This is a genomic window from Nocardia sp. NRRL S-836, assembly GCF_001279525.1.
GTDB lineage: Bacteria > Actinomycetota > Actinomycetes > Mycobacteriales > Pseudonocardiaceae > Lentzea.
Genome location: NZ_LGDY01000104.1, coordinates 63648 through 76518 on the forward strand (window position 1 = coordinate 63648; position 12871 = coordinate 76518).

A 12871-nucleotide genomic window follows, 5' to 3' on the forward strand; every position below is an offset into this window, starting at 1 on the left:
CGGGAAGGGCGAGCGCGTCGGTCTGCCGGCTACTGCGCGTCCTCTTCGGACTTCGTCTCGCCGAACAGCTCGTCGAGGTCGAGCTTCTCGCCGGCCGTGTCGCTGACCTCGGCCTGGCGCACGACGCTCGCGAGCGCCTTGCCGCGGCGGACGTCGGCGAAGATCGCGCCGAGCTGGCCGGACTGCTGCGCGCGCTTGACGTACTCGTCGGGGCTGATGCCGAAGCGCTGGGCCTGGTAGATGATCCGCTCGGTCAGCTCGCCGTCGGACACCGTGACCTGCTCGGCGTCGGCGATCGAGTCGAGCACCAGCTGCGTCTTGACGGCCTGCTCGGCCGCCTTGCGCAGCTCGGCGTCGAACTCCTCCTCCGACTGGCCCTGCTCCTCCAGCCACGCGGCGAACTTGGCGTCGTCGTGGTCGAAGGCGTGCACGGCGTCGTGCTTGCGGGCGTCGATCTCGCCCTGGACGATGCCCTCGGGCAGCGGGACCTCGGTGGTCTCCAGCAGCGCCTCGAGGACCTTGTCGCGGGCCTGGACGCCCTGCTGCATCTTCTTGACGCGGCCCAGGCGGGTGCGCAGGTCGTCCTTGAGCTCGTCGAGGGTGTCGAACTCGCTCGCGAGCTGCGCGAACTCGTCGTCGAGCTCGGGGAGCTGGCGCTCCTTCACCGTGTTGAGCACGACGGTGACCTCGGCCTCGCTGCCCTCGTGCGCACCGGCGACCAGGGTGGTGGTGAAGGTCTTGGTCTCGCCCTCGGAGGCACCCACGAGCGCCTCGTCGATGCCCTCGACGAGCTGGCCGGAGCCGATCTCGTAGGACAGGCCGCTGGTGCGGGCCTCCTCGACCTCTTCGCCGTCGACCGTGGCGGACAGGTCGACGATCACGAAGTCGCCGGTCTGCGCGGGACGGCTGACACCGGTGAGCGTGCCGAAGCGGGCGCGGAGCTCGTCCAGCTGCGTGGTCACGTCCTCGTCGGTGACCTCCTGCTCGTCCACGGTCACCGCGAGCTCGCCGAACGCGGGCACGGTGATCTCGGGACGGACGTCGACCTCGGCGGTGAACTCGAGCGTCTCGCCGTCCTCGATCTTGGTGACCTCGAAGTCGGGACGACCCAGCGTGCGCACCTCACCGGCGTTGACCGCCTCCAGGTACTTCGCCGGGATGGCCTCCTGGATGACCTCGTCCAGGACCGGAGCGCGGCCGATGCGGCTCTCCAGCACCTTGGCGGGGGCCTTGCCCGGACGGAAACCGGGGATGCGGACCTGCTTCGCGAGCTTCCGGTACGCCTGGTCGAAGTTCGACTTGAGCTCGTCGAACGGCACCTCGACGTTGATCCGGACCCTCGTCGGGCTCAGGTGCTCGACGGTGCTCTTCAACGTGGACTCCTCGATACGAACAAGAACGTGCAGACAGCCGGTACCGCCACTCGTGGCTCCCGGATTCCCAGCGAGTCTAGGCGAGCCCTGCCGTGTGACCGCCGCCACCCCGGTTCGCGGGCACCCGCGACGTTCCGACCGCCTCACCCAGGCCGCGCGCGACCGCCGTCGCTCCCCTCCGGCCTGCGCACATGCAGCAGGCGCCTCCGAGTCCTCCCGGACGCCGCCGCACACGTCCGCCAAGCCACTGCTCTGTTTCGCCTGGCGAACTACTTCACAGAAGAGAGTCGTTCAACTACAGGCCGTTCCAACGCCCTCTCCGAATTCACTCTTTCGGCCCCCTCACCCTTTCGAGACCGATCAAGATGACTCCATAAGCACTAATCGTCGCGCCAGTTGCGACAGGTAGCGTTGCGACCCTCGCAGCATCCGTAACAGGACCACGGGAACGAGCGAGAAAAAGTCGTCGCACCGTTTTAATCCGAGGATCCGCCTGATGGAGACACGCCAGCTTCTCGCGTTCACTACCGTGGTTCAGACAGGGAGCTTCACCAAGGCCGCAGCCACGCTCAACTGCTCGCAGCCGACCATCACCACCCGCATCAAGGCCCTTGAAGAGGCACTCGGTGTCGTGCTATTCCGACGCCTGCCCCGGGGTATCCAGATGACCTCCGCAGGCGTGGAACTGCTCCCGTTCGCGCGTAACATCATCAACCTCACCGAAAAGGCCCGAAAAGCCATAACGATGAACGGCGAGCCGCACGGCAAACTGGTCATCGGTTCCGCACAGAGTTTGACCGACTACCGTCTGTTACCGCTCATCGAATACATGTGCTGGCGCTACCCGAGCGTGCAACTCTCGCTCCACTCGCGCAACGCGCTGAACAACCTGAACTCGGTCCGCGACGGCCAGTTGGACTGCGCCTTCTTCATCGGCGCGATCGAACCGCGCGAGGGCCTCGAAACGACCGTCCTGTGCCCCGAGCCCCTGGCGATGGTCGCCGGCCCGAACCACATGCTGACCCAGCGCCAGTCCCTGACCGAGGACGACATCACCGGCAGCACCCTGATCCGAGCCGAGAACGGCGCCTCCTACCACGACCTCTTCGAAGCCACCCTGGCCTTCGACGAGACCCGCGCCCCGGTCCTGGAACTGGACTCGATCGACGCCGCCAAACGCGCCGTCTCCTCCGGCCTCGGCATCGCCCTGATGCCCGAGGTCACCGTCGCCGCAGAACTGGCCGACGGCAGGTTGGTCCGCTTGCCCTGGTCCCCGAACTTCCGCGTCTACACCCAGTTCGGCTGGCGCCAGGACAACTCGACGAACCCGGCGGTGACCGCACTCGTGTCGGCGGCGGCCCAGGTGGTCAGCGACCAGGTGGCGTCGCTGACGTAGGCGCTCCTTTGTTCTGGGCTGCTCTGACCTGGGCGTGCTCACTCGACCGGGTGAATGATGTCCGGATGTCGGCCGGGGGCCGTCTATCAGGTATGTCTCGAACACATGGTCATCCGCGCCCGCACATGAGGAAACGCGGGAAGGGTGGCGCAAGCCTTGTCGGCGGCTCGGCCTCCGATGGCCCGCCTGCTGGGGTGTTTGGGGTTCGCCGGTCGAGCCGGGATGTTGACGGTGGGACGCGCCGGACGGGATGCGCTGGACGGGACGCGCGGGACGGGACGCATGCCGGGCTGGAAGGCGAGGCATGCCGGTGGTGACGCGTGCTGAGCCGGAGGGCTCGGCCCGGTCAAAACGAGGCCGGGCTGAGGCGAGGGCTGGTCAAGGCGAGACCGGGCCGAGGCGAGGGCTGGGCCGAGGCGAGGCCTGCCCGAGGTGAGGCACGGTCAAAGCGAGGCGAAGGCAGGTCGCGGTGAAGCGTGATCAGCGAGGCCTGGCCGAAGCGGGGCCTGCCTGAGGTGAGCCCGGCCAAAGCGCGCCGGACTGGACGGCGGAGCCGAAGGTGTCCGGGCTGGCACCGAAAGCGAGCCAAGCCGGACCCGATGGCAAACGCGAGCCACGCCGGACCCGACGCCGAAGGCGGGGCGCGCCAAGCCCGACGCCGAAGGCGGGGCGCGCCAAGCCCGACGCCGAAGGCGAGCCCCGCATCAAGCCCGACGCCGAAGGCGAGGCGTGTCGAGCTCTGCCACGCGGGCTTGGGCGGTGGTGGCTTCCCCGTCTAGCGCTCCGACCGTCTGCCGGGCCTGGGAGGGGATGTCAACCGGGCACGCTTTTTCGCCCGGTTGACATCCCCTCCCAGGTCTGGCTCGCTCTGTGAGAGCTAGGCGGGGCAGCCACCACCGCAACGCAACCACCCACACAACCGCAAGCCGCCCAACACAAACAGGCGTGCCATCAACCCGCCCGCGGCGTTGGACCGGCTTCTTTGGGAGTGTCGGGGTCTGGGGCGGAGCCCCAGAAAGGAAGCACCCGCAACCTCCTACGAACTCCCCACCACCCCAGAACTCCCCCGCACCACCAACTCCGGCAACACGTCCTCCACATCCGTCGGCACCGCCCCACCGAGCACCGCCAGCAACGCCCGAGCCGCCCGTGCCCCGAACGCGAACGTGTCCCGCGACAACGCCGTCAACCGCCCGTGCTGGCACAACACCGAGTCGTCCCAAGCCACGATCGACAACCGCCCAGGCACCGGAACCCCCACCTCCGCGGCAACCGAGGCCCCCGCCACCGCCATCACGTCGTTGTCATAAACGATCGCGGTAGGCGGCTCCCCACCCGCCAGCAACGCCCGAGTAGCCGCAACCCCGGATTCCGCCGTGTAATCCCCATACACGACAACACCATCCACAACAGACTCGGCAAAGGCCGCATCCCGCCGCACCGTGTGCAACAACGACGGCAACCCGGCAACGCGGGCAATCCGCCGATGCCCCAACGACTTCAGATACGCCACCACCGAGGTCATCGCCGCGTAGTCATCCGCCCACACCGACGCCAGAGCTCCGTGGTGCCCGGCCCCGCCGACCACCACCGCCGGCATCCCGAGCGACGACATCAGCTCCACCCGCGGGTCCGACACCAGCAGGTCCACCAGGAACACCCCGTCGACCCGGTGTTCGGCGAACCACCGCTGATACAGCGCGATCTCCTCGTCCCGCGACGCGACCACCTGCAGCAGCAGCGCGCACGACATCTCCGACTGCATCCCGGCGATCAGCTGGAAGAAGAACGCCTCGTCCCCCAACGCGCGCGGTGGGCGCACCAGCACCAGACCGACCGCATCGGCCGAGGCGGAGGACAACGCGCGCGCCGTCGCCGACGGGCGGTAGCCCAGAGACGACGCCACGGCCAGCACGCGCGCGCGGGTTGTCTCGGACACTCCGGGGCGGCCGTTCAGGGCCAGTGACACGGCGCCCTTGGACACGCCTGCCGCGGCGGCGATGTCCTTGATGGTCGGCCTCTTCAACGCAACGCACCCTGTCCGGAACGAGACAACAAGACGGTCGGAGGCTAGCCGGAGATAAACCGGTTTAGCTAGGGTCCGCGAGCAAGGAGGTGGGTGTCAATGAAGAGGCGCACGTTCCTCGCCGGCCTGGCGGCGCTGCCCGTCGCGGGCTGCGGGCTGTCCGGCGGCACCGCGAGCAACAGCTCGGCGAACGGGCAGGTCACGGGCGAGATCACGTTTCAGACGTGGTCGTTGAAGCCGAAGTACACCGACTACGTCAACGGTGTCATCGACGCGTTCCAGAAGCAGCACCAGGGCACGACGGTGAAGTGGGTCGACCAGCCCGCGGACGGGTACCTGGCGAAGGTCATGGCCGACGCGAGCGCGGGCAGTCTGCCCGATGTGATCAACGTGCCGCCGGACCTCAGCTTCCCGCTGGCCAAGGCGGGGCAGCTGGTGGACCTCGACGAAGTGCTCAAGGACGCCAAGCCGGAGTACCTGGCCAACGCCTGGCAGGCGTTCGAGATCCCCGGCAAGGGCGGCTGCTACGGCTTCCCCTGGTACCTCAACACCGGGCCGGTCTTCTACAACAAGGCGCTGTTCACGCAGGCCGGCCTCGATCCGGACAAGCCGCCGACCAACTTCAAGGAGCTTGAGGAGCAGGCGCTCAAGCTCGCGCAGAAGAAGATCGCGATGCTCGGCCAGACCCCGAGCATCGCCGACTTCGGGCTGTACGGCGTGAAGGTGTTCGACAACGGCAAGTTCACCTTCAACGAGCCCAAGGGCGTCGAGTTCGTCGAGAGCTACAAGCGGATGTACGACGCGGGCGCGTTGATCCCCGAGGCGCTCACGCAGAACTACACCGGCGCCGGCACGAAGTTCATGGCGCAGCAGACGGCGCTCAACCCCGGCAGCGCGTACGACCTGGGCAAGTTGAAGACCGACGCGCCGAGCCTGTACGCGAACATCGGCATCACCAAGCCCATCACGAACACCGGCAGCGCCAACATGTTCCTGCACGGCGTCAGCGTGCCGAAGAGCAGTAAGAACCAGGCCACGGCGCTCGCGTTCGGGCGGTTCGTCACCAACGCCGAGAACCAGGTGAGGTTCGCGAAGCTCGCCTCGATCTTCCCGTCCACGTCGAAGGGCGGCGACGACCCGTACTTCACGACCGACGACGGCAGCGACGAGGCACGGGTGCGGGTCGCGGCCGCCAAGCAGCTCCAGACGGCCGTGAACTACACACCGGTGCAGTTCAGCGACCAGATGCGGGAGGCGCTGCTGCAGCAGCTGGCCGACGCCATGCTGGGCAAGAAGTCCGCGAAGCAGGCGCTGGACGACGCCGTGAACGAGTGCAACAGGCTGCTCAAGTGACCCACCGGCCCTACACGCCGTGGCTGTTCCTGGCTCCGGGACTGGCCGTCTGCCTGATGTTCACGATCTTCCCGTTCGTGAACATGATCGTGCTCGCGTTCACCGACGCGAGCGCGCTGGGTGGCGGCCGGTTCACCGGCGTGGACAACTTCGTGCGAATGGCGCACGACCCGAAGTTCTGGGTGGCCGCGCGCAACAGCCTCATCTACATGGCCGGTGTGGTGCCGCCGCTGGTGCTGCTGCCGCTGCTGGTCGCGATGCTGGCGCAGAAGGTCGTGCCGGGCATCGCGATCTTCCGCACGGCGTTCTTCACTCCGGTGATCGCGTCCGCGGTCGTGGTGGGGCTCATCTGGACGTGGCTGCTGGACAGCCGCGGCCTGGTGAACAACGTCGTGGAGGCGTTGGGCGGCACCAGGATCGGCTTCCTGACCGACTCCACGCTGCTGCTGGTCAGCTCGATGGTCGTCACGGTGTGGCGCGGCCTCGGCTACTACATGGTGATCTACCTGGCCGCGCTCGCGAACGTGCCGAAGGACCTGCACGAGGCCGCGATGGTCGACGGCGCGGGACCGCTGCGCCGCTTCTGGTCGGTCACGGTGCCCGCACTCAGGCCGACGATGGTGCTCGTCGCGGCGCTGAGCGCGGTCAACGGGTTCCGCGTGTTCTCCGAGATCTACCTGCTGTCCGGCGGGTCCGGCGGGCCGGGCGGGGCCAGCACCACGATGGTGCTGCTCATCCAGTCCGTCGGCCGCGGCCTCACCGGCGAGGTCGGGTACGCCTCGGCGCTGAGCGCCGTGCTGTTCGTGATCCTGCTGGGGCTGCTGCTGGTCACCCTCAAGCTCAACCGCAGGGAGGAACAGCTGTGAAACGCGCGCACGTCTTCCTCGCCCTGCGCTACCTCGGGCTGCTGGGCATCCTCGCGATCAGCATCGGGCCGTTCCTGTGGCAGTTCGCGACCAGCGTCAAGGGACCGGGCGAGGACGTCTTCCTGCCCGACTTCATCCCGGACGACCCGACCCTCGCCAACTACGCGGCGGTGGCCGACGTGGTGCCGGTCTGGACGTTCGCGCTCAACTCACTGGCCGTGGCGAGCGTCAACGTCGTCACGAACTGCCTCGGCGCGGCGATGGCCGGCTACGCGCTGGCACGGCTGAGGTTCCCCGGCCGCAGGCTCGCCGGGGTGGTGTTCGCCAGCAGCATCCTGGTGCCGTTCGAGGCGATCCTGATCTCGCTGTTCCTGGTGATGCGCGGGCTCGGGCTCGCCAACACGCTGACCGCGGTCGTGCTGCCCGGTGCGATCAACGCGCTCAACGTCCTGTTGCTGCGCAACGCGTTCCTCGCACTGCCCGCCGAGGTCGAGGAGGCGGCGGTCATCGACGGCGCCAACGCGTGGCAGCGGTTCACCCGCCTGGCGCTGCCGTCGGTGAAGGGCACGCTGGTCGTGGTGGCGCTGTTCTCGTTCATGTTCAGCTGGGACGACTTCCTCTGGCCGCTCGTGGTGCTCGGCGACCAGGACAAGTACACGCTCACCATCGGCCTGGCGTACCTCCAGGGCACGTTCGTGCAGAACCAGCGGCTGGTCGCGGCGGGCACGATCATCGCCGTCCTGCCGCTGATCCTGCTGTTCCTGTTGCTGCAGAAGCACTTCTTCCGCGGAGTCGGAGAAGGCGCGATCAAGGGCTGAACCCCGAGGAGCTCCATCTTGCGTTTCGGCGTGAACTACACCCCGTCCACCGGCTGGTTCCACCACTGGCTCGACTTCTCGCTCGACGACGTCAAGGCCGACTTCGAGGCCATCGCCGGCCTGGGGCTCGACCACGTGCGGGTGTTCCCGCTGTGGCCGGTGTTCCAGCCCAACCGCGGCCTGGTGCGCCCGAAGGCCGTCGAGCAGCTCGGCCAGGTGCTCGACGCCGCCCACGGGTTCGGCCTGGACGTGCAGGTCGACGTGCTGCAGGGCCACCTGTCGAGCTTCGACTTCTACCCGTCGTGGGTGCAGACCTGGCACCGCGCCAACATCTTCACCGACCCGGACGTGATCAGCGGGCAGGAGCTCTACATCCGCACGCTCGCCGAGGCGCTCGCCGACCGGCCGAACTTCCTCGGCTTCACCCTGGGCAACGAGGTCAACCTGCTCACCGAGTCGAACCCGTGCACGCCCGAGCAGGCCGCCGGGTGGCTCGACGCGCTGCTCACCGAGTGCGCGCGGGCCGCACCGGGCCACCCGCACGTGCACTCCGAGTACGACGCCGTCTGGTACGAGAACGACCACCCGTTCCTGCCCGACCACGCGGCGAACAAGGGCGCGATGACGACCGTGCACTCGTGGGTCTTCAACGGCACGGCGCAGCGGTACGGCCCGATGTCACCGGAGAGCGTCCACCACGCCGAGTACCTCGTCGAGCTGGCGAAGGCGCACGCGAAAGAGCCGGGGCGCCCGGTGTGGTTGCAGGAGGTCGGCGCCGCACAGCCGGAGATCAGCGCCGAGCAGGCGCCCGAGTTCGCCGAGCACACGCTTGCAAACGTGCTGACCTGCGCCGATCTGTGGGGCGTCACGTGGTGGTGCTCGTTCGACGTCGACCGTGCGCTGGTGGACTTCCCCGAACGCGAGTACGAGTTGGGGCTGATGACCACCGAACGGAAGGTCAAGCCCCTGGGCGAGGTCATCGCCAGGGTCGCGCGGGAGGTGGTTCCCGCGCCCGCCGAGCGCACGCCGGTCAGGCTGCACGGCGACCGGGCCTCGTGGGGTCCCGGTGGTGCTTTCTTCGAAGAGTGGATGGCCCTCGCGCGCACCGGCGTGCGGGCCTCGATCGAGCTGGGGTAGCCGACATGCACGACGAACGCGCGCTGCTGGAAGAACGCCTCAACCGCACGCTGGAGGAACGCATCCGCCCGGCCGTGTACGGTGAGACCGCGCCGCTGGAGCTGGCGGTGTGGACCGTGCCCGACGAGCCGGTCCCGGTCGCCGAAGCCCTCGCGGCGCGGTACGAGCCGGCGCAGGTCGGCGACGCCTGGGGTGCGCCGTGGAGCACCAGCTGGTTCCGCCTCACCGGCAGCGTGCCGCGGGAGTGGCGGGGCAGGCAGGTGGAGGTCGTGCTCGACCTCGGCTTCACCCACCCCGGCCCCGGTTTCCAGTCCGAAGGCCTCGCCTACACCGCTGACGGCGTGCCCATCAAGGGCATCGAGCCGCGCAACACCTACCTGCCGGTCGAGGGCACCGAGGTCCGCTACTACCTCGAAGCCGCGGGCAACCCGACGATCCTCGACTTCCACCCGTTCCTGCCGACCCCGCTGGGCGACAAGGACACCGCGGGCACCGAGCCGCTGTACAAGATCCTCAAGGCCGAGCTCGCGGTGTTCCAGCCGCAGGTCTGGCACCTGATGCTCGACATCGAGGTGCTGCAGGGCCTCATGAGGGAGCTGCCCGAGCACGACCCGCGCCGGCACAAGGTGCTGCACGCGCTGGACCGGGCGATGGACGCGCTCGACCTCAACGCCGTCGCCGAGACGGCCGAGGAGGCCCGCGCACAGCTCGCGGGTGTGCTCGCGCTGCCCGCCACGGCCTCCGCGCACAAGGTCTCCGCGATCGGTCACGCGCACATCGACAGCGCCTGGCTGTGGCCGCTGCGCGAGACGGTCCGCAAGTGCGCCAGGACGTTCTCCAACGTCACGAAGCTGATGGACGAGTACCCGGACTTCTACTTCGCGTGCTCGCAGGCGCAGCAGTACGCGTGGATGAAGGAGCACCACCCGCACGTGTGGGACCGGGTGCGCGAGAAGGTCCGGAGTGGACAGTTCGTGCCGGTCGGCGGCATGTGGGTCGAGTCGGACACCAACATGCCCGGTGGCGAGGCGATGGCCCGCCAGCTGGTGCACGGCAAGCGCTTCTTCCTCGACAACTTCGGCGTGGAGACCGAGGAGGTGTGGCTGCCGGACTCGTTCGGCTACAGCGCCGCGCTGCCCCAGCTGATCAAGCTGTCCGGCTCGCGCTGGTTCCTCACCCAGAAGCTGTCGTGGAACCAGATCAACCGGTTCCCGCACCACACGTTCTGGTGGGAGGGCATCGACGGCACCCGGATCTTCACGCACTTCCCGCCGGTCGACACCTACAACTCCTCGTTGAGCGGCGAGGAGCTCGCACGGGCGTCACGGCAGTTCGCCGAGCACGCCAAGGCGTCCCGGTCGCTGGTGCCGTTCGGCTACGGCGACGGCGGTGGCGGCCCCACCCGCGAGATGATGGAGACCGCGCACCGGGTCGCGAACCTCGAAGGCTCCCCCACGGTGAAGGTCGAGCCGCCGCGCGAGTTCTTCCAGGCCGCGCAGGACGAGTACCCGGACGCCCCGGTGTGGGCCGGCGAGCTGTACCTGGAGAAGCACCGCGCCACCTACACCACACAGGCGAAGACGAAGCAGGGCAACCGCCGCTCCGAACACCTGCTGCGCGAGGCCGAGCACTGGGCCACGGCGGCGGCGCTGCAGGGCCACGAGTACCCGTACGACGACCTCGACCGGCTGTGGAAGACGGTGCTGCTGCACCAGTTCCACGACATCCTGCCGGGCAGCTCGATTGCGTGGGTGCACCGCGAGGCCGAGGCGACCTACGCCCGTGTCGCCGCCGAGCTGGAGGAGCTGACCGGCCGTTCGATCGAGGCGGTCAAGGACGAGGGCACCGACGAGCTGACGTTCGACGTGCTCGGCGGTGCCGCGCCGGAACCGTTCGTGCGCCCGGAGAACGGCGTGCTCGACAACGGCCGGATCCGCGTCACGGTCGGCGGCGACGGCGTGATCACCTCGATCCTCGACCTGGAGCACGACCGCGAGGTGCTGCCACCGCACGGGTGCGCGGGCCTGCCGCAGCTGCACAAGGACAACCCGAACCAGTGGGACGCCTGGGACATCGACCCGTTCTACCGCAACTGGCGCGCCGACCTGACCCCGTCCGAACGCGTGGACACCGCCGACGGCGTGGTCGTGCGCACCCGGTTCGGCGACTCCGCGCTGACCCAGACGATCCGGCTCAGGCAGGGCGCGCGGCAGGTCGACTTCGACACCGAGGTCGACTGGCGGGAACGGGAGAAGCTGCTCAAGATCGCCTTCCCGCTCGACCTGCGTGCCGAGGTCTCCACCGCCGAGACCCAGTTCGGCCACCTGCACCGCCCCGTCCACACCAACACCTCGTGGGAGGCGGCGAAGTTCGAGATCTGCGCCCACCGCTTCCTGCACGTCGGCGAACCCGGCTACGGCGTCGCGGTGGTCAACGACTCCACCTACGGCCACGAGGTCACCCGCACGACCCGTGAGGACGGCGGCACGACCACGACCGTGCGCCTGTCCCTGCTGCGCGCGCCCCGGTTCCCCGACCCGGAGACCGACCAGGGCGAGCACCGCTTCCGCTACGCCCTCGTCCTCGGTGGCCTGCCGGAGGCGATCGACGCGGGCTACCGGATCAACCTGCCGCCGCGCTCCGTCCGGGGGTCACGCGCACCGGAACCGCTGGTGCGCACCGACAACCCGGCGGTCAGGGTCGAGGCCGTGAAGCTGGCCGACGACCGGTCGGGCGACGTCGTCGTCCGGCTCTACGAGGCGCACGGCGGTCGTGCGCGCGCCTCACTCAGCACCTCCTTCGCCTACCACGACGTCCAGGAGACCGACCTGCTCGAACGGCCACTGGATGCCGCGTCGGCGGAGGTGGTGCTGCGCCCGTTCCAAGTGATCACCCTGCGATTCACGAGGTAGCGCATGAAGAAGCTGTTCCTGGCGCTGTTGCTGGTGGTGCTCGCCGCACCACCGGCCACGGCCGCCACCCAGAAACGGACCGTCGTCTACTACCAGACCCAGTACAGCAACGGCGCGACCGGCACCTACGTCTCGCCGAAACCGCTGGTCGACCGCAACACCGGCGTCACCGACCTGCTCGTCGCCGCGATCCACCTGAACGACAACAGGGTCGTGCACCTCAACGACCACCCGCCGTCGCACTCGCGGTACGCGCAGATGTGGCAGGACCTCGCCGCGATGCAGGCCCGTGGCGTGAACGTGATCGGCATGGTCGGCGGCGCGGCACCGGGCTCGTTCCAACGCCTCGACACCCGGTTCTCCGAGTACTACCCGCTGCTGCGCGACACGATCCGCACCTACAAGCTCAACGGCGTCGACCTCGACGTCGAGGAGCAGATGTCGATCGCGGGCATCCGCCGGGTGATCGACGCGCTGAAGGCGGACTTCGGCGCGGGCTTCATCATCACGCTGTCGCCGGTGGCGTCGGCGTTGCGCGGCGGCGGCAACCTGTCCGGGTTCAGCTACGAGGACCTCTACCGCAGCCACGGCTCGAAGATCGCCTACTTCAACGGCCAGTTCTACAACGGCTGGGGCAGCGCGGCGAGCACCGCCAACTACGACCAGATCATCAGCCGCGGCCTGATCCCGGCGAACAAGGTCGTGCTCGGCACGCTCACCAACCCGGCCAACGGCGGCAGCGGGTACGTGAGCACGACGACGCTGCGCAGCACCGTGACGTCGTTGAAGACGAAGTACCCGAACTTCGGCGGGGTGGCCGGCTGGGAGTACTTCAACTCGCTGCCCGGCGGCACGGCGGCGCCGTGGCAGTGGGCCTCGGAGGTGACGGCGATGCAGCGTTAGGCCGAACGACGCAATTCGGGCGAGGTGTGCAACGAACACCTCGCCCGTTGCGATTAGAGGCCGGGGAACCTCCAGCCGCTGGAGGCT

At 68.7% G+C, this 12871-nt stretch carries 9 protein-coding genes; 7 read left to right on the forward strand and 2 right to left on the reverse strand.

The annotated features are described in order from the left end of the window. Positions 1 to 29: 29 nt before the first annotated feature. The gene (tig, locus tag ADL03_RS23205; RefSeq protein WP_053735638.1) at positions 30 to 1373 is read right to left on the reverse strand and encodes a trigger factor; all 1344 of its coding nucleotides are present in this window, start codon (positions 1371 to 1373) and stop codon (positions 30 to 32) included. A gap of 496 nt (positions 1374 to 1869) precedes the next feature. Here tig and ADL03_RS23210 point away from each other — a divergent pair, with 496 nt between their 5' ends. Next, positions 1870 to 2769, forward strand: a complete 900-nt coding sequence (locus ADL03_RS23210) for a LysR family transcriptional regulator (RefSeq protein WP_053735639.1) — start codon at positions 1870 to 1872, stop codon at positions 2767 to 2769. A 1036-nt stretch (positions 2770 to 3805) separates the two neighbouring features. Here the strand turns inward: ADL03_RS23210 and ADL03_RS23215 are convergent. After that, on the reverse strand, positions 3806 to 4795 hold the full coding sequence (locus ADL03_RS23215) for a LacI family DNA-binding transcriptional regulator (protein WP_053735640.1): 990 nt from the start codon (positions 4793 to 4795) through the stop codon (positions 3806 to 3808). Positions 4796 to 4894: 99 nt separating this feature from the next. Here ADL03_RS23215 and ADL03_RS23220 point away from each other — a divergent pair, with 99 nt between their 5' ends. The 6 genes from ADL03_RS23220 to ADL03_RS23245 are packed head-to-tail and all read left to right on the forward strand — an operon-like array spanning position 4895 to position 12784. Then, on the forward strand, positions 4895 to 6148 hold the full coding sequence (locus ADL03_RS23220; RefSeq protein WP_197288573.1) for an ABC transporter substrate-binding protein: 1254 nt from the start codon (positions 4895 to 4897) through the stop codon (positions 6146 to 6148). Beyond that, entirely contained in the window at positions 6145 to 7014 is an 870-nt protein-coding gene (locus tag ADL03_RS23225; protein ID WP_197288574.1) for a carbohydrate ABC transporter permease, read from the forward strand. Before ADL03_RS23220 ends, ADL03_RS23225 begins: the two co-directional genes overlap by 4 nt. Next, positions 7011 to 7832 (forward strand): carbohydrate ABC transporter permease, encoded by an 822-nt coding sequence (locus ADL03_RS23230; RefSeq protein WP_053735643.1) that lies wholly within the window; start codon positions 7011 to 7013, stop codon positions 7830 to 7832. The genes ADL03_RS23225 and ADL03_RS23230 overlap by 4 nt, the downstream gene beginning before the upstream one ends. A gap of 18 nt (positions 7833 to 7850) precedes the next feature. Continuing rightward, complete coding sequence (locus ADL03_RS23235) at positions 7851 to 8969, forward strand: cellulase family glycosylhydrolase (RefSeq protein WP_157529116.1); 1119 nt, start codon at positions 7851 to 7853, stop codon at positions 8967 to 8969. A gap of 5 nt (positions 8970 to 8974) precedes the next feature. Next, complete coding sequence (locus tag ADL03_RS23240; protein WP_053735645.1) at positions 8975 to 11881, forward strand: glycoside hydrolase family 38 C-terminal domain-containing protein; 2907 nt, start codon at positions 8975 to 8977, stop codon at positions 11879 to 11881. 3 nt (positions 11882 to 11884) lie between these two features. Further along, positions 11885 to 12784 (forward strand): glycosyl hydrolase family 18 protein, encoded by a 900-nt coding sequence (locus ADL03_RS23245; RefSeq protein WP_053735646.1) that lies wholly within the window; start codon positions 11885 to 11887, stop codon positions 12782 to 12784. Positions 12785 to 12871 lie beyond the last annotated feature (87 nt).